The sequence below is a fragment of the Methylobacterium hispanicum genome (genome assembly GCF_022179285.1).
GTDB lineage: Bacteria > Pseudomonadota > Alphaproteobacteria > Rhizobiales > Beijerinckiaceae > Methylobacterium > Methylobacterium hispanicum.
On the sequence record NZ_BPQO01000001.1, the window covers coordinates 137,431 to 154,868 of the forward strand.

The window sequence follows — 17,438 nt, forward strand, 5'->3', positions numbered from 1 at the left end:
CCTGGGGGGCTGGGATCGGAAGGATCAGGCGCGGCCGCGCCACGCCGCGAGGCGGGCGCGGACGAGTGCGGCGAGCAGGCGCAAGGGGTTGAGGCCGGCCGCCGCCGGGGCGGCGGCGCCCGAGAGGCGGGCGTCGAGGTTGCGGGCGAGATCGGCCGTGATGCGGCCGGCGAGGTCGCGCACGAGGCCGGGGCGGCCGAACTGCGCCAGCGGCCCGGTCAGCGTGTAGCCGACGTCGAGCAGGACCCGGGCCGTGCCGGGGGCCTCGCCCGGGCCGACGCGGTAGCGGATCTGCCCTTCCGTGGCCGAGCGCCCGCCCGCATCGGCGCCCGCGCCGCGCACCGTGCCGCTCAAGCGTTCCGGATCGTGCGCGATGCGGGCGCGGCCCCGGAAGGTCGCCCCGATCGGGCCGATCCGGACCTGCAGGCCGCCCTCGACCTCGTCCGCGGCGGGCCGCCCGGTGAGGACGGCGCCCGGCAGGCAGGCGGCCACCGCCTCGATGTCGCCGAAGAGCGCGAAGACGGCCTCCGGCGGGTGGGCGAGGTCGATCGTCTGGGTGAAGCTGTGGGCCGGCGTGAAGGCGGCGCCGAGATCGCTGACGGAAGCGGGCGCGGCGGCGGGCGCCTTCGCGGGAACGGGGACGGGCCGTGCGACGGGCGTCGCGTCCGCCGCGCCGATCCGCGCGCCGACCGGGCCGAGGGCGCGCTCGGCCCCGCTCACGGGCCCGATGCCGCGGGCGCGCCGCTCCGCGATCACGCTCGTCACCGCCCGCACGATGCCCGCGTAGCCGGTGCAGCGGCAGAGATTGCCCGAGAGGCCGACGCGGATGCGGCGCTCGTCGGCCTCGGGCAGCCGCAGGACGAGGTCGCGCGCGGCCACCAGCATGCCGGGCGTGCAGTAGCCGCACTGAAGGGCGTGCTCGCGGTTGAAGGCCGCGCGGAGGTCCGCCGCGATCGCGTCGCCGTCCAGACCCTCGACCGTGGTGATTGCGGCCCCCGCGCAGGCCCCCGCGAAGGTGAGGCAGGCGCGGGCCGGCTCGCCGTCGATGAGCACCGTGCAGGCGCCGCAGACGCCGTGCTCGCAGCCGAGATGCGTGCCGGTGAGGTCGAGGCGCTCGCGCAGCACGTCGCCCAGATGGCTGCGCGGCTCGGCCTCGACCCGGCGGGCCACGCCGTTGACGGTCAGGGCGAGGGCCAGGGTGCCAGGGGTGCGGACCGGTGGGTCGGCCAGGGCGGCGCTCATGCGGCCTCCGGAAGCGACTGGGGAGAAGGCTCGGCCGCCTGCGCAACCGCGCGGGCGAGCACCGTGACGTGGACGTGGCGCGCGACCGCGTCGGCCATGCCGGCCGCGTGCAGGGCGGCGTCGGCAGCCCCCGGGTCGAACCGCTCGGCGAAGTCGGGGCCGATACGGCCGCCGAAGAGCGGGCTCGCGTCGGCGAAGAGGAGCGGCGGCCCCTCGACGGCGCCGATCACCGCGCGCCCGCGGCCCGTGCCGGGCTCGATCAGCACCGCCCCGATGGCGTGGGCGAACTCGCCGATCTTGGCGCAGTGCTTGACGTAGCCCCAGGCCGCACCCGCGGGCCGCGCGGGGACCCGGACCGCGACCAGGATCTCGCCGGGCCGCAGCGCGACGTCGAGCGCGCCGGTGACGAAGGCCTCCAGCGGCAGCGTCCGGAGCCCGTCGCGCCCCGCGATCTCGACCGCGGCGCCGAGCGCGGTGAGCGCGCTCACCCAGTCGGCGGCTGGATCCGCGTGGGCGAGGCTGCCCCCGACCGTGCCGCGGTTGCGCACCGGCCGGTAGGCGATGGCCGACGCGACCCGCCGCAGGGCGCCGCCGGTATTGTCGGGCACGCGGCCGTCCTCGATGTCGGCGTGCGTCACGCAGGCGCCGAGCACGAGGGTGCCGGCCTCGAGCCTGGCCTGCCGGAGTTCGGGCACGCCGGTGATGTCGAGGACGAGGTCCGGCTCGACGAGGCGCAGATTGAGCATCGGCCCGAGCGACTGGCCGCCCGCCATCAGCTTCACGGAGCCGGGGGCCGTCGCGAGGCGGTCGAGGAGCGCGGGCAGGCTCGCCGGGCGCTCCCAGGCGAAGGGGGCGGGCTTCATGCGGCTTGCCTCGCGCGGGCCGGAGCGGATCTCGCCTTGGCGGCGAGCACCGCCTCCACGATCCGGTGGGGGGTGACGGGGCTGTGCAGCATCTCGACGCCGAGGGTCCTGAGCGCGTCGTTGATCGCGTTGGCGAGCGCGGCCGGCGGCGCGATGGCCCCGCCCTCGCCGATGCCCTTCTGGCCGAAGCGCGTGTAGGGCGAGGGGGTCTCCATGTGGTCGATGCGGGCCATCGGCACCTCGGCGGGGCCGGGCAGCAGGTAGTCCGCGAAGGTGGAGGCGAGCGGCTGGCCGCGGGCGTCGAAGCGCATCTCCTCGAAGAGCGCGGTGCCGATCCCTTGCGCGAGGCCGCCGTAGATCTGGCCGTCCACGACCAGCGGGTTCACCAGCGTGCCGCCGTCCTCGACGATCGCGTAGTCGAGGATCTCGACCGCCCCGAGATCGGGATCGACCGCGACGACGGCCGCGTGCGCCGCGTACGAGAAGGTGCCGGAATCGCGCTGCGGCTTGTAGCCGGCGGTGACCTCGAGCCCGCCCGGATCGGTGTCGGGGGCGAGATCCTGCGGGCGCCGGTACCAGGTGCGGGCGATCGTCGCGAGCGGCACGTCGCCGTTCGGCCCGACCACGTGGCCCCCTTCGAAGCGGCACGCCTCCACCTTCGCCTGGAGCAGGTGGGCGCCGATCCTGACGGCGCGGTCGCGCAGTTCCTCGCAGGCGGCGGCGACCGCGCCGCCCGCCATCACCATCACGCGCGAGCCCCAGGAGCCGGTCGAGTAGGGGGTCATCGCGGTGTCGCCGTGGACGAGCCGGGTGCGCGCCACCGGCACGCCCAGGATCTCGTGGGCGACCTGGGCGAGCGTCGTCTCCAGGCCCTGGCCGTGCGAATGGGCGCCGATCCGGAGTTCGAGCCCGCCGTCCGGGGTCAGCCGGGCGGAGGCCTGCTCGTGGCCCGGCACCATCGGGATGCCCCAGCCGGAATAGACCGAGGTTCCGTGCGCCGCCTGCTCGCAGTAGATCGACAGGCCGAGGCCGATGCGGCGCCCGTCCGCCTCGCCACGCTCCTGGCGGGCCCGCACCGCCGCGACGTCGATGGCCTTGAGCGCCCGGGCCAGCGCCTCCGGGTAGTCGCCGCTGTCGAAGTGCTTCCGGGTGATGTTCTCGAACGGCATCTGCCCGGGCCGCACGAGGTTCTTCTCGCGCACGATTTCGGGCGCGATGCCCGCCTCGCGGGCGACCGCGTCGAGCACGAGTTCGAGGGCGAAGCAGACGCCGGTGCGGGCCACCCCGCGGTAGGGCAGGATCGGGCACTTGTTGGTGGCGACCGACCACGTGCGGCAGCGGTAGGCGGGGAAGTCGTAGGGCCCCGGCAGGATGCTCGCCACCTGCGCGGCCTCCAGGCAGGCCGAGAACGGGTAGGCCGAGTAGGCGCCGGAATCGACGGTCGCCTCGCAGTCGATGCCCCGCAGGGTGCCGTCGCGCTCCGCGTAGGCGGTGATGCGGTAATGGTGCTCGCGGCAATTGGCGTTGGCGGTGAGGTGCTCGCGCCGGTCCTCCAGCCAGCGCACCGGGTGGCCGCAGCGCAGCGCCAGCCAGCAGAGCGCCACGTCCTCGGCGAGCAGGATCGCCTTGTAGCCGAAGCCGCCGCCGACATCGGGCGAGACGATGCGGATGCGGCCCTGCTCGATCTGCAGGCACTCGGACAGGCCGTTGCGCACGATGTGCGGCATCTGGCTCGCGGTGTGGACCACGATCTGGTCGAGGCGGTGGTCGAGCTGGACCACGGTGCCGCGGCCCTCGATCGGCGCCATGCATTGCCGCCCCGTCGAGATGGTGCGGCTGACCCGGATCGGCGCGTCGAGGGCTGCCGCGATGTTCACGTCGACCAGCGTTTCCAGGAAGACGTTGTCGCCCCAGTGCTCGTGGACCAGGGCGGAGCCGGGCTCGCGCGCCGCCAGCATGTCGTGGACGGCCGGCAGCTCCTCCAGGTCGAGCACGACCGCGGCGGCGATGTCCTCGGCCTCGGCGCGGGTGGGCGCCACGCACATCGCCACCAGCTCGCCGACCTGCCGGACCTTGTCCGTCGCCAGCACCGGCTGCTCCGAGACCTTGAAGCCGGGCAGTCCCGAGACCGCGCGGATCGGCAGGACGCCGTCGAGGTCGGCGGCGGTGAAGACGCGGTCGCGATAGGCCTCCGGCACGTGGATCGCCCGGATGCGGGCATGCGCCAGGGGGCTGCGCACGAAGGCCACGTCCTGCATCCCGGGCAGGCGGATGTCGCCGACGTACTGGCCGCGCCCGCGCATCAGGCGGTCGTCCTCCTTGCGGGGCAGCGGCGCCCCGACGCCCTCCTGGCTCATCGGACGCCTCCGAGCAGATCCTGCGCCGCGCGCACCAGCAGGCCGTCCGCGCGCAGGAATTCGTTGAGGATCGAGAAGTGGTCGGCGCCGGGCACCGGCAGCAGCGCGCCCGGCGCGTGGTGGGCGGCGCGCAGGGCGTGGAGGTTGCGCGCGTCGTGGACGAGGGCCGGCAGCTCCCGGCTGCCGTAGGCGATCGTCAGGGGCTTCTCCACGACCGGCAGGCGCAGGGGCGAGAGGGTCGCGATCTCGTCGTCGGAGAGTTGCAGCTTGTCGTTCAGGTAGGTGTCGCGGATCGGTGCGAGGTCGTAGACGCCGGAGAGCGCGAGGCCCGCGGCGACCGCCGGGTGGCCGAGATGCAGCGCGGCGAGCTGCGCGCCGGCCGACCAGCCGGCGAGCACGACCGGGCCGCCGACCCCGTGCTCTGGCCCGTGGCGGCCGAGCCAGTCGAGGCTCGCGCCGATCTCGGCGACGATGTCGGCGAGGCGCGCCTCCGGCGCGAGGCTGTAGCCCGGCATCGCCACCGACCAGCCGGCCTCGTTCAGGCCTTGCGCGAAGCAGGCGAAGTCGGCCCGCGCGTTGCGCTGCCAGTAGCCGCCATGGACGAAGACGAGGCAGGGCGCGGCGGCGCCCGCCGGGTAAAGGTCGAGGGCGGTGCGCTCGGCACCCGCATACGGGATGTCGAGGGCGGCCGGGTGCGCCGCCCGGTAGGCGGCCGACGCCGCGTTGCGCGCCGCCACCTGCGCGGCGCTGTCGGGCACGCCCGCGTTGTTGTCGTAGCACCGGCCGCGGGCCGGGGCGTCCAGCTCCGCCCAGCGGCGGCGCGGATCCGGCGGCGTCGGGTCGTCGAGGACGAAGGCGGGCATGGACACCTCGGGCACGAGCATGTCAGGCCGCGACCGCCTGGGGCAGGATCGGCGAGTCGGCCTCGAAGCGCCGGCCCGCCCGCAGGCAGAAGGCGGGGCGGAGCAGCCGCTCGGCCACGACCTTGGTGTCCTCGTTGTCGCGCAGCAGGAAGCGGCCGCGGTCGTCGTGCAGCACCGAGACGTCGGCCACGCGCCCGACCGCGAGGGCGCCGAGGCTGTCGCTCATGCGCAGCATCTCGGCCGGATGGGAGGTCACCATCGGCACCACCTCCTCCAACGGGATGCCGAGCGCCATCATCGAGCTCATCGCCTGGGTGAGGCTGAAGCGGGCTTGGCCGAGGAAGGGGTGGTTCTCGTCGTCGTGGTGCTCGTCCGGGGTGCCGGCGGGCTTCGGGGCCTCGGGCACCTCGGTGTTGTAGCCGTGCATGTCGGCGCCGAGCGTGTAGGGGATGACGCCGGCCGGCAGCGAGGCGCGGGCCACCCGGTAGGAGAAGTGGCTGCCGTGGCCGACATCGACCTTGAGGCCCGCATCCATCGCCCGCCGGATGATGTGGTGGACCTCGCCCGCCTCGTTGATGAAGCCGCCGGGATGCCGGGTGAAGGGATGGGCCAGCACGTCGCCGGGGCGCAGCAGCGGGATCACCCGCTCGACGATGGTGTCGGCGTCCTCGCCGTTGGCGCCCGATTCCGGCAGGCCCCAGAGCTGGCCGAAATGCACGTAGAGCGGCAGGTCCGCCCGCCGGCTGATCTCGGCGGCCATCTCCATCACCTTGATGCCCCAGCGGGCGAAGCCGCCGATCTCGGCGTGCCCCTTGATGCCGCGCACGAGGTCGCGGTTCTCGACCGCCGACTTCACGGTGGCGTCGATGTCGACGCCGTCCGGGCTGTAGAGGTTCGGGTAGAAATGGCCCTCCAGGCCGCCCACGAGATAGGCCGACAGGAAGGCCAGCACCCGCGTCTCGGCCCGCTCGGCGATGAAGTGGCGGAAACCCGGGAGCGTCATGCAGCTCGGGCCGCCCTGGTCGATCACCGTGGTGACGCCCGAGCGCACGCCGACCATGTCGGGGTTCAGGCCGAAGCGGCCGGTGACGTACTGGTAGACGTGCCCGTGGGTGTCGATCATGCCCGGCAGCACCAGCTTGCCGGAGACGTCGACGACCTCGGCCGCCGCGGAGGGCAGGATGGTCTCCTCGACCGCGGCGATGCGCCCGTCCCGCACCGCCACGTCGCGGATGCCGTCGATGCCCGAGGCGGGGCAGATCACGCGCCCGCCGCGCAGGACCAGATCGTAGCGGCGCGGGTCTTGGCGCAGATCATAGGGAGCGTTGTCCATCTCTCGACCTCGTGATCCCGGCCGACGCGGGCCGGCCTCGTTCTTGCCAAATGCGAAGCATGCTTCGTATCGGCATCCTGCATGTGGCGTGCCAAGGATGGAAGGATTATTTGAGCGTGATGATGGACGAGGGCCTGGATGTCGTTTCAACGCAGGCGCCGCTGGCGGAGGCGCCGGCGGCACCGCAGCTCTGGCCGCTCTCCGAGCGCCCCGGCTTCCTCGCGCGCCGGATGCACCAGATCCACGTCAGCCTGTTCTCAGAGCGTTGTGCCGCTTTCGGCGTCACGCCGCTGCAGTACAGCCTGCTCTCGCTGCTGCGCGACCTGCGGGAAGCCGACCAGACCACGCTGGCGAACGCGGTCGCCCTCGACCGGACGACGACGACGGGCGCCCTCAAGCGTCTGGCTGCCCGCGGATTGGTCAGCCGCTCGACCTCGCCGACGGATCGCCGCGCGCAGATCTGCCGCTTGACGGAAGAGGGCGCGGCGCTGCACGGCGCGATGGAGCCGGCCGCGCGCGCCGCGCACGCCCTGACGGTGGCGGGCCTGACGCCCGCGGAGCGCGAGCGTCTTACCGAACTCCTGGGCCGCGTCATCGCCGGCCACGATCACCGGAGGGGGCAGGCCGAGATCGCGTAGCGCGACGCCGGGTCGCGACGCCCCGCCCCGCTGTCGGGCGACCTCACGCCGAGTTCGTGCGCACGGAGCAGGCCTCGGGCGCCCGCTCCAGCTCCCGGAGCATGGATTCGGCGGATCGCGCCGCGCGGTCGGCCAGCCGCCGCACCCGCGCGAGGACGGCGAGGAAGCCGTCGAGCCCGTCGGCCGCCGACGACGCCTCGTCGAGCGCCTCGAGGTCGCGGCAGGCGGCGGCGAGGTCGCAGAAGCCCATCATGGCCGCGGCGGAGGAGAGCGCGTGCGCGCGGTGGCGCAGCCGTGCGCGCACCTCCTCGACGGCGGGATCCCCGTCGAAGCCGACATCGAGTTCGCAGACGAGGTGGCGCAGGACCTCGCGCAGGCGCGACGGCGCGAGGAGGCGGCGCACCGCGCTGCGGGCGGCCGCGTCGCGCTCGGCCGCCGCGGGCGCCGGCCCGGCCGGCAGCCAGCGCTCGATGGTCCCGCAGAGCGTGTCGCGGTCGAAGGGCTTGCCGACATGGTCGTCCATGCCCGCCTCGTGGAAGGCCGCGACCTGGTCCGGGAGCACGTTGGCGGTCATGGCGATGACGGGCAGCCGCGCCGCCGCGCCGGGCAGGCTCCGGATCAGGCGCGTGGCCGTCATCCCGTCCATGCCGGGCATCTGCACGTCCATCAGCACGAGGTCGAAGCCCCCCGCCCGGACCGCCTCGACGGCCGCCTGCCCGTCCGCCACGGCAACGACGGCGTGCCCGGCCCCCTCGAGCACGGCGCGGGCAAGCTCCCGGTTGATCGGCGAGTCGTCGACGAGCAGGAGCCGGCCGGCGCACCGCGCCACCGGGGCCGAGGCGACGGCGGGCACGGATTCCGGCGCCGAGGCCCGCGGCATGCGGACGGTGAACCAGAACGTCGAGCCGCACCCGTCGACGGAGGAGACCCCGATCTCGCCGCCCATCAGCCTGACGAGGTGCCGGCAGATCGCGAGCCCGAGCCCGGTGCCGCCGTAATCCCGCTGGATCGAGCCGTCGACCTGGCTGAAGCGCTGGAACAGCCAGCTCTGCTTCTCCTGCGGGATGCCGATGCCGGTGTCGATGACGCGGAAGTGCAGGCGCTCGTCGCCCGCGATCCCGACCTCGGGCGCGATGTCGAGGGTGATGGAACCCGCGCCGGTGAACTTCACCGCGTTGTTGAGCAGGTTGAACAGCACCTGCCTGAGGCGGTTCTCGTCCCCCAGCAGCCAGCGCGGAAGGGCCGGGTCCATCCGCAGCCGCAGGTCGAGGCCCTTGGCGTCGGCCTGTCCCCTGACGATCAGGACGCAGGTCTCGACCAGGGCCGGCAGGGCGAAGGGGCGCTCGACCAGCGCGACGGCGCCGGCCTCGACCTTCGAGAAGTCGAGGATGTCGTTGACGACGGTCAGGAGCGCGCTGCCCGACGACCGGACGAGCTCGGCCTGACGGCGGTTGCCCGGGTCGAGGCGGCCCGAGGCCAGCATGAGGTCGGTGAAGCCGATGACGGCGTTGAGCGGGGTTCGGATCTCGTGGCTCATCGCGGCCAGGAAGTCCGTCTTGGCCCGGTTCGCCCGCTCGGCCTCGGCGCGGGCCGCCTCGGCCACGGCCTTCGCCTCGGCGAGCGCGATCTCCGCCTCCTTGCGGGCGGAGATGTCGAGGGTCAGGCCGATGACCCGCCTCGAGCGTCCCCCGACGTCCGTCTCGACCCGGCCGATCGCCGCGATCCAGCGCATGCCGCCCTCCCGCAGCGGGATGCGGAACTCGGTGGTGTAGCTCCCGCCGCTCTCGACGGCCCGCTCCAGGTCGGCGAGGACCTGGGGCACGTCGTCGGGATGGGCGAGGCGCGTCCACTCGCGCGCGACGTCGATCTCGATCCCCCGCTCCGGCAGGCCGTGCTGGCGGGCGCATTCCGCGGAGAGGCGCACGCGGCCGGTGGCGACCTCGTAGCTCCAGGTCCCGGCCTGGGCCGCCCGCATCTCGGCCTCGTGCCGGTGGCGCTCGCTGAGGTCCATGGCGATGCCGAGGAAGCCGAGTTCCTGCCCGTCCTCCGCCCGCAGGATGCTGACGTTGAGCAGCACCGGTAGGCGCTCACCGCCCCTGGTCAGGTAGGTCCAGGCGTCGGAATTGGGCTGGCCGAGCCGCGCCCTGGCGACGAAGACCTCGAAGCCCGGCTCGATCGTCCGTCCGAGTTCCAGCGACAGGCGCCGCGCCTGCTGCGCGACCTCGACCGGATCGTGGAAGAGGGCCGGGCTCGCCCGGCCGACCAGCGCGTCGGCGGCGTAGCCCAGCATCCGCTCGGCGGCCGGGTTGAACAGGGTGATCGTGCCCTGCATGTCCGTCGCGATGACGGCGTAGCCCGCATGGTCGAGGACGGCCCTCTGGAGCGCCGAGCCGGCCTTCAGCGCCGCGGTCCGCTCGGCCACCTGCCGCTCCAGGGAGGCGTTGGCCGCACGGATGCGCTCCTCGCTCTCGACCTGGCGCGTGATGTCCCGGATGACGGTGGCGACGCCGGAGACCGTGCCGTCCGGCGCCCGGATGGGCGAGGCGCTGACCTGGACCGGCACGAGGCCGCCGTCCTTGCGTGCGCGGACCGTGCAGTAGGGCGCGACCGCCCTGCCCTGCCGGATCCGGACCAGGGCTTCCGCCTCCTCGCGCAGGAGATGGCCCGGGACCACCAGATCCTCCGCCCGCCGCCCGATCGCTTCCTCGGCCGTGTAGCCGAACAGCTGTTCGGCCGCCGGGTTGTAGTCGGTGATCACGCCCTCGAGCGTCTTGCCCACGATGGCGTCCTGGGCACTCTCGACGATGGCGGCGAGGCGCCCCGTCTCGATGGCGGCGAGCACGTCGCGGCGCCGCCCGGCGAGGTGGAGATAGATCAGGCCCGCGACCAGCAGCGCGCCGACGAAGACGATGACGGCGACGGTGACCGGCCGCGCGCGGTTCAGCCCCGCCAGGAACGGCGGCCGCGCGGCCACTTCGACCTCCCAGGTCCGGCCATGGATCGCCAGGCGCCGGGTGGCGACGAGGCCGCCGGCGGGCGCCGCCGCCTGACCGCTGTAGAAGCGTACGACCGCCTCGGGCGAGACGTCCCGGATGGCGACGTCGAACTCGTCGCCGTCGATGTCGAGGCCGGCCAGGACCTCGTCGATGATGAGCGGCGCGTAGGTCCATCCCACGGTCGCGGCGCGGCGCTCGTCCGGGGTGCCGGCGGGGGCATCGAGACGCGTGACGGGCAGGTAGAGCAGGAAGCCCCGCTCCTTCAGCCCCGTCGCCTGCACGAGCGTGATCGGGGCCGTCATGGTCGCGGCGCCCGTCTCCATGGCTTGGCGCGCGGCCGCGCGCCGGTACGCCTCGGAGGCGACGTCGAGGCCGAGGGCCTCCCCGTTGCGGGCCACCGGCTCGACGTACTGGATCACCCAGCGCTCGCCGTCGTGGGGTTGGAGCTGGCGGATCTGGAAGTCGGGGGCGCCGTCGCGCCGCGCGGCCATCGTGAACGCCGCCACCTCGGCGGCCGGCACGCGGCGGATGAACCCGAACCCGCGCGCGCCGGGAAACTCGCGGTCGACGTCCCGGGTCCGCGCGTAGTGGCCGAAGCCCGCCCGCGTGATGCCCGCATCTCCGGCCACCGCGACGGCACCGCGGGCGCCCTGGACGGCGTAGGCGTAGCGGGCCATGCGCCCCTCGACGAGGGAGGCCACGCGGGTCGCCGCGACCTGGAACCGCTCGGAGGCGACCCGGGCGTTCCAGGCCTGCATCCCCTGGGCGGCCCCGAGCGCGGCGAGGAGGCCGAGGACGACGACCGCGAGCGCCGCGACGCAAGGGGCCGGGCACGCCACCGTCCGCCCGTGGAACGTGACGCCCTTCGTCCCGGATGGCGCCTCCGGCACCCCGTCCCGCGATCCGAGCCACGCCATCCGCGATCATCCCCACCCGAAGATCGTCACGCGCTCGGATGCGCGGCCGGATGCGCGGCCGGATGCACGGCCTGTCGCACCCGTCGTCCGGACCGGGTCCCGCATCCCTGCCCGGCTCGCACATCGACGCGTGCACGGGAGCCTCCCGCTCCCGGCACCCGATCGCGCCTGATCCACACGAAAACGCTACGATACATGAGGCCTAGGCGACCAGTAGGCTTCACGGGCTTGTTTCGAGGCGCAATAGGCTACTTGGACTATCGTCGTTGCGGGGGCGCCGCGTTCGAGGACCGTCGAGGATGACCCGCATCACCGGCACGGCCGTCATCGCCGACGACGATCCGTTCTTCCGCATCGCCCTCGCCAGCATTCTGACGGGGCCCCTCGGGATCGCGGAGGTGCATCAGGTCGGCTCTCTCGACGAAGCGCTCGAGGCGCTGGCCGAGCGGCCGGACATCCGCGTCGCCCTGTTCGATCTCGCGATGCCGGGCATGGAGAGCGCCGCCAGCCTCTCGGCGGTGCGGGAGTGCTTCCCGGACGTGCTCACCGTCGTGGTGTCCGGTTCGACCGACCGCGAGGACGTCTTCCTCGCCCTGCGGACCGGGGCCCACGGCTTCGTGCCGAAGGGATCGTCCGTGGAGGCGCTGATCCAGGCGCTGCGCATGGTCTTCGACGGCTTCGTCTACGTGCCGTCCTTCGTGACGCAGGGGCCCGGCGCGGCCGCGCCCCTCGCGAGGGGCGGGACGAACCGGGGAGAGCCCGCCGGGGACCCGACGGCGTCGCTGACGCCGCGCCAGCGCCAGGTGCTCGACCTGATCGTCGCCGGACAATCGAACAAGGAGATCGCCCGGTCGCTCGCGCTGGGCGAGGGCACCGTGAAGATCCACGTCGCGGCCCTGCTCAAGGCGCTCGGCGTGCCGAACAGGTCGGCGGCCGCGGCCTGGGGCGGCGCCAACCTCGCCCGGCAGCGCGGCGCACTAGACCGTTGGGTCTATTCGAGAACCTCGAACCGCCCATCAGGCTGAGGTGACGGCCCCGGCGGGCCGTGGCCTAACGGGTTCGACCGATCCGAGCGCCGAGATGCCCCCGTTCCCGACCCGATGGCTGATCCGATGCCCGATCCGATGCCCGATTTCGACCCGGCGACGCACGGACAGGTGGCGATGCTCCTGGGCGCGGAGCGGGCCGAGGAGATGCTCGGCCTGCTCCGCGGGACGATGGCGACGCTCTCCCGGATGTCCCAGGCCGAGCTTGCGAGCCCGGACGGTCTGAGCCTCGTCCACCGGCTCAAGTCGGAAGCGGGCCTGATGGGATTCGGGCGCCTCTCGCGGGCCTGCGCGGTCGTCGATGCGGCGCGGGCGGGCGGCGCCGTCCCCCGCGCGGCCCTGGGCGAGCTCGGCGCGGCCATCGGCTGGGCCCTGCGCCTCGCCGACGCGCTGCAGGAGCGCAGGCCCTGTCCGGCCCCCTGACGCCCACCCGCGGATTGAACGGGGGCGGAGCGGGGGCACGGCGGGGCGATCACCGGGCAAAGCGCCGCGGCGTTCCCCGTCGGCCATCCCGCGCGGCGCGGCGTCGAGAAGGCCCAAGCGACGCCGCCATCGCTGCGCAGATCCGATATTGCACCGCGACCGACCAGGCCACATCCGCCGCATTCGATCCCGCCACAAGGAAGAATCAGGATAAATCCAAACAAGGACGACATAGATCCGATCCCAAAACACCGATTTTATCACCAAGACATAGTTTTCGATATTCCACACAGGGAGGAAGCAATCCGCCTCGGAGGAGCAAAGCATGCCGATGACGGTCAGCGCACCAATCGCCCGGCTCGTCGATCTGGAGGATTCGGACCAGGATGCGTTCTGCAGTACCATAAGGTCTCGGAGACGCATTTCCGCCCGCGACGACGTCTTCAAGGAGGGGTTCGCCAGCCGGTACATCAGCCTGATCCTCTCGGGCTGGGCCTACCGCTACAAGCAGCTCGAGGACGGGCGCCAGCAGATCCTCGGGTTTCTCTTGCCCGGCGACCTGACGGAAGCCTCGCCCGTCAACGGATACCTGCTCGATCACTCCGTCGGCGCCCTCACCGACCTCATCTGCGCGGACATCTCTCACGAAGCGCTCGCGACGGTCTGCCTGAGCCGGCCGGCGATCCAGAAGGCCCTGGCCGGAGAGGCGCTGGCGATGTCCTCCATCCAGCGCGAGTGGCTGATGAGCCTAGGCCAGCGCACGGGAACGGAGCGCCTCGGCCACCTGCTCTGCGAGTTGTACTGGCGCCTCGGCCGGATCGGCTCCGTCCAGGCCGAGACCTTCACGCTGCCGGCCACGCAGGGCGATCTCGCCGCCGCGCTCGGCCTCTCCACGGTGCATGTCTGCCGGAAGTTCGCCGAGCTTCGTGAACTCGGTCTGGTTCAGACGTCCTGGAAGAAGGTCCACATCTGCGATGTCGCCCAGTTGCAGGCCCTGAGCTGCTTCCGACCCGACTACCTCTACTTCAGCGAGGCTTTGACGGGCGGCCATGGCTGGGCAGCCCATGGACCGGGCAGGCCCCCGGCCCACGAGGACGACATCTTCAGCCGCTCGAACGTTCCGCGCTGCCGCCGCCTGAGGAGCGAGCTCGAAGCGGCGGACTTCTCGCTCCTCCGGGAACTCGGCAGGTCGGGAACCTCGCATTGCGGCGCCGGATACAGCGTCCCGGGCGCCATCCTGAAGGCGTACTGCCAATCCGCCCTGAACTGCAGGATGGCCGCCCTGTCCGGATGCTTCGGCCGAAACGAGGCGAGCACCATCAAGATATAGGCTTCGCGTCGGATGGACCCCAAGACGCGTCCCAGGCCCGAACTGGGCAGCCGGCTCCTCGAGGGCTACCACATCGTCGCATCGCGGGGCAACGCGGTCACCACGGACCTCGTATGCCTCGACGCCGAGACCGATCTCGACGCGCTCATCGAGGCCGACCTCGCCTGCCTGCTCGTACCCGGAGAGATCGTCGATCTCTATCACGGCGATCGGTTCGTCGGGCGCGTCAGGGGCTGACCGGACGACCCGCCCGAGGGAAGACACCTCCCGCGACCGGCCATCCCGCCGGATCGCGCGGCCATCGGGGAGCGGCGCCGGAACACGGGACGCCACGGGGAGGCGGCATCGGATTACAGGTCCCGGCCGGCGCGAAGATCCGCGCGGGCTGCCGAATGGATCCGATTGCTCATCAGAACAAAGGGCACCCCGGATCGCTCGCAGTACATCGCAGCACATAGGCGGCGACGTATAGAGTCCTATCGTGCAAGCAACGCCGCTTATCTGCGACGTGGCGGGCAACGGTTTCGAAACGTTCAACCTATAGATGTGCGTCCTCTCCCATACGTCCCCACGGGCGATGGAGCGGACGGACGCAGGCGGACGATGAGGACAGGCCCTCGGGCGACACGGATCGTTGCAGCGTGGACCGGGCGGCCGTTCGGCGACGCCTGCCGCACGGTTCTGGGTGCCCGATACCGCTTCGCCGCGTCCCGCAGCGGGGCGACGGCCGTCGAGTTCGGGCTCGTGGCCCTGCCGTTCCTGGCCCTGGCCGGCGCCTCCCTGGAGGCGGGCATCACCTATTTCGGCCAGGGCATCCTGCAGCAGGCCGTGACCGATGCGGGCCGTCAGATCTACACGGGACAGTTCCAGACGGCGAATGCGGGCGTCACCGACAAGGCGACGCTGATCAGCAACTTCCGCACCGCGATGTGCTTTCCGGGGGGACGTCCGCGGATCACCACGTTCTCCTGCGCGAACGTGAGGATCAGCATCACGAAGGCGGCGAGCTTCGGCGCGGCCTCGCCCGCCCAGCCCACCGTCACCGACCCGAGCACCGGCACCTCGGACTGGAACCCGACGTTCTCGAACTATGCCTGCGCACGGGCGAGCGACGTGATGGTGGTGCAGGCCGCCGTGGACGTGCCCGTGTTCTTTCCGCTGCTCGGGTCGGCCTACGCCGCCCTGCCCGGCCGGCGCCGGCTCCTCCAGGCGGCCACCGTGTTCCAGGTCGAGCCCTTCAACTCGTCCAGCGCCTGCCCGTCGGGCACCTAGCATGGCCGCCCCGCCATCGATCGCCCGCCGAGCGGGCAGCTTCCGGGACGATGCGCGCGGCGTGGCCGCCATCGAGTTCGCGCTGGTGCTGCCGCTCCTGGTCGCGCTCTATTTCGGCTTGACGGAGCTGGTGCGGGCCGTCGACACCGGCCGCAAGGTCACGCTCTACGCCCGCGCCATCGCCGACCTCTCGGGCCGGGCCACCAACGGCAGCCCCACGACGGGCGACATGGCCGCGATCCTCGGTGCGTCCGACGCGATCATGCGGCCCTACCCGACCGCGAGCCTGCAGGTCGCCATCCACGCCATGGGCGTCGAGACGATCTCCGGCAACCTGTACGGCGGCGTCTGCTCCAGCTACCCGCAGAACGCGCGGCCCGTGCTCACCATCAACGGAACCAACGGCCTGCCGGCGACGCCCGCGACGTTCAACTACGACGGCGCCCGCTACGTCCTGGCCGAGGTCAGCCTCCCTTACGCGCCGGTCATCGGCTCGAATCTCTACCGGTGGATCTTCGGGCCGCGCGGCCTCGTGTTCAGCCGGCAGATCTCGTGGGCCCAGCGTCTCGACAAGGGCGAGGTCGTCATGCCGGGAGGTTCGAAATGCCCGACCTACTGACGCCCTCGCCGCAGCGCGCCGGAGCGGGGCGCAGGCCGCGCGGCCAGGGGCTCCTCGCACGCCTCGCCCAGGCGCGCGGCGGGCAGGTCGCACTCACCTTCGCGCTGCTCGCCATGCCGATCCTCTTCGCGGCGGGCGCGGCCGTCGATTACGGCCGGCGCAACGCCGCCAAGGCCCAGCTGGACGCGGCCATCGACGCCGCGGTCCTCGGCATCATCGCGCGCAAGACGAACACGATCACCGCCGACATGCTGGACAGCGCCCGCGCGCAGTTCATGGCGGACGCGGCCAAGGTGCCGGGCGTCACCGTCACCTCTTTCGTTCCCGTCCCGATCCCCGGCGTCTCGCAGGTCGGCCTGAACGCCACGTACACGGCGACCGTGAGGACGACGCTCGGCAACCTGATGAAGGTGCCCACCATGGGCATCTCGGGCCAGTCCGGCAGCCTGCGCAACGTGGCCCAGTACATCGACTTCTACCTGCTGCTCGACAACTCCCCCTCGATGGGGCTCGCCGCCACGGCCGCCGACATCAGCAACATGAAGCGCGTGGCCGGCGGCTGCGCCTTCGCCTGCCACCTCCTCAACAGCAACGGAACCGAGAACACTAACGACAACTACAATATCGCCAAAAGGAACAATGTAAAGCTGCGCATCCAAGTCCTTCGGGACGCGGTCGCGAACCTCGTGGACTCGGCCAAATCGAGCATGAGCCTGATCCAGCAGTTCCGCATGGAGATGTGGACGTTCAGCGACATCCAGACGCGCCTGATCCAGCTGACGAACAACCTCGACCAAGTGAGGACCGCATCGGGCCAGATCGACCTCGCCTACTCCTATCAGGACCAGCGCGACAACCAGACGGCCTTCGAGCGCGCGATCGCCAAGATGACCGCCACCATCCCGGCGAGCGGCACGGGCGTGACCCCCCTGGATCCGATCCGGTTCCTGTTCTTCGTGACGGACGGCGTGCAGGACACGCCGATCGACGGCAAGATGAGCAATCAGAGCGCAGGGTTCAAGATCAACGGCAACCGCTTCATCAGCGCGATCAATCCCGACACTTGCCAGGCGATGAAGAACAAAAACATCAAGATCGGCGTCATCTATACCCAGTACCTACCTTTGTACGACAACGACTTCTACAACGCGTACGTCAAGCCGTTCGAGAACAAGATCGGCCCCCTGCTCAGCGACTGCGCCACGGACGGGCTGTATTTTTCCGTCACCACGAACGGAGACATCAACCAAGCCATGCAGCAGCTCTTCACCGCCGCCCTCTCGTCCGTCAGGATAACCAACTGAGCGGCGTCGCCCTGTCGCCCCGGGCCGCGCATCTCGCACGCGCCGCGGACCGGATGCCCGGTGCCGGGCGGGCGGCCGACGGGGCGGCGCGGCGGAAACGCCGGACGACGCGCGGTCCCGCGGCGGCCGTTACATTCCCCGATCCGCTGTCGTGCCGGAGTCGTTGCACGCGCGGCCCCGAGCGCGAATGATGGCGCGGTCGGTCCCCGGGCCTCGATCGATCCCCTCGACGAGC

Annotated in this window: 14 protein-coding genes; 8 read left to right on the forward strand and 6 right to left on the reverse strand. The window is 72.3% G+C overall.

Translation table 11 applies throughout. The features are described from left to right. Window positions 1-24 precede the first annotated feature (24 nt). Genes MFF56_RS00645 through MFF56_RS00665 form a run of 5 tightly spaced genes read right to left on the reverse strand, consistent with a single transcriptional unit; the run spans window position 25 to window position 6,658 of the window. Window positions 25-1,242: a xanthine dehydrogenase family Fe-S subunit gene (locus MFF56_RS00645; protein ID WP_066924880.1), complete on the reverse strand. Its 1,218-nt coding sequence runs from the start codon at window positions 1,240-1,242 to the stop codon at window positions 25-27. Further along, a complete protein-coding gene (locus MFF56_RS00650) occupies window positions 1,239-2,105 on the reverse strand; it encodes an FAD binding domain-containing protein (protein WP_066924882.1) in 867 nt (288 codons plus the stop codon). Before MFF56_RS00650 ends, MFF56_RS00645 begins: the two co-directional genes overlap by 4 nt. Then, on the reverse strand, window positions 2,102-4,462 hold the full coding sequence (locus tag MFF56_RS00655; protein WP_238229306.1) for a xanthine dehydrogenase family protein molybdopterin-binding subunit: 2,361 nt from the start codon (window positions 4,460-4,462) through the stop codon (window positions 2,102-2,104). The genes MFF56_RS00650 and MFF56_RS00655 overlap by 4 nt, the downstream gene beginning before the upstream one ends. Next, on the reverse strand, window positions 4,459-5,325 hold the full coding sequence (locus MFF56_RS00660) for an alpha/beta hydrolase (protein WP_082773379.1): 867 nt from the start codon (window positions 5,323-5,325) through the stop codon (window positions 4,459-4,461). The genes MFF56_RS00655 and MFF56_RS00660 overlap by 4 nt, the downstream gene beginning before the upstream one ends. A 22-nt stretch (window positions 5,326-5,347) precedes the next feature. Beyond that, a complete protein-coding gene (locus tag MFF56_RS00665; protein ID WP_238229307.1) occupies window positions 5,348-6,658 on the reverse strand; it encodes an amidohydrolase/deacetylase family metallohydrolase in 1,311 nt (436 codons plus the stop codon). Between the two features lie 119 nt (window positions 6,659-6,777). On the opposite strand from MFF56_RS00665, the gene MFF56_RS00670 reads away from it, so the two are divergent. Continuing rightward, window positions 6,778-7,296: a MarR family winged helix-turn-helix transcriptional regulator gene (locus MFF56_RS00670; RefSeq protein WP_373324011.1), complete on the forward strand. Its 519-nt coding sequence runs from the start codon at window positions 6,778-6,780 to the stop codon at window positions 7,294-7,296. 43 nt (window positions 7,297-7,339) lie between these two features. On the opposite strand, the gene MFF56_RS00675 is transcribed toward MFF56_RS00670, so the two are convergent. Continuing rightward, on the reverse strand, window positions 7,340-11,209 hold the full coding sequence (locus MFF56_RS00675; protein WP_238229308.1) for a PAS domain S-box protein: 3,870 nt from the start codon (window positions 11,207-11,209) through the stop codon (window positions 7,340-7,342). Window positions 11,210-11,508: 299 nt separating this feature from the next. Between MFF56_RS00675 and MFF56_RS00680 the strand changes: the two genes are divergently transcribed. From MFF56_RS00680 to MFF56_RS00710, 7 genes are all read left to right on the forward strand, one after another. Then, window positions 11,509-12,234: a LuxR C-terminal-related transcriptional regulator gene (locus MFF56_RS00680; protein ID WP_082772866.1), complete on the forward strand. Its 726-nt coding sequence runs from the start codon at window positions 11,509-11,511 to the stop codon at window positions 12,232-12,234. Window positions 12,235-12,321: 87 nt separating this feature from the next. Next, window positions 12,322-12,678 carry a hypothetical protein gene (locus tag MFF56_RS00685; RefSeq protein WP_156453514.1) on the forward strand — a complete coding sequence of 119 codons (357 nt, stop codon included), beginning with the start codon at window positions 12,322-12,324 and terminating at the stop codon, window positions 12,676-12,678. 325 nt (window positions 12,679-13,003) lie between these two features. Continuing rightward, window positions 13,004-14,008, forward strand: coding sequence for a Crp/Fnr family transcriptional regulator (locus MFF56_RS00690; RefSeq protein WP_066919103.1), 1,005 nt, complete (start codon window positions 13,004-13,006; stop codon window positions 14,006-14,008). Window positions 14,009-14,020: 12 nt separating this feature from the next. Beyond that, on the forward strand, window positions 14,021-14,245 hold the full coding sequence (locus MFF56_RS00695; protein ID WP_066919101.1) for a hypothetical protein: 225 nt from the start codon (window positions 14,021-14,023) through the stop codon (window positions 14,243-14,245). A gap of 366 nt (window positions 14,246-14,611) precedes the next feature. Beyond that, entirely contained in the window at window positions 14,612-15,280 is a 669-nt protein-coding gene (locus MFF56_RS00700; protein WP_156453513.1) for a TadE/TadG family type IV pilus assembly protein, read from the forward strand. 1 nt (window position 15,281) lies between these two features. Further along, window positions 15,282-15,899: a TadE/TadG family type IV pilus assembly protein gene (locus MFF56_RS00705; RefSeq protein ID WP_066919099.1), complete on the forward strand. Its 618-nt coding sequence runs from the start codon at window positions 15,282-15,284 to the stop codon at window positions 15,897-15,899. After that, window positions 15,884-17,203 (forward strand): TadE/TadG family type IV pilus assembly protein, encoded by a 1,320-nt coding sequence (locus MFF56_RS00710; RefSeq protein WP_082772865.1) that lies wholly within the window; start codon window positions 15,884-15,886, stop codon window positions 17,201-17,203. The genes MFF56_RS00705 and MFF56_RS00710 overlap by 16 nt, the downstream gene beginning before the upstream one ends. Window positions 17,204-17,438 lie beyond the last annotated feature (235 nt).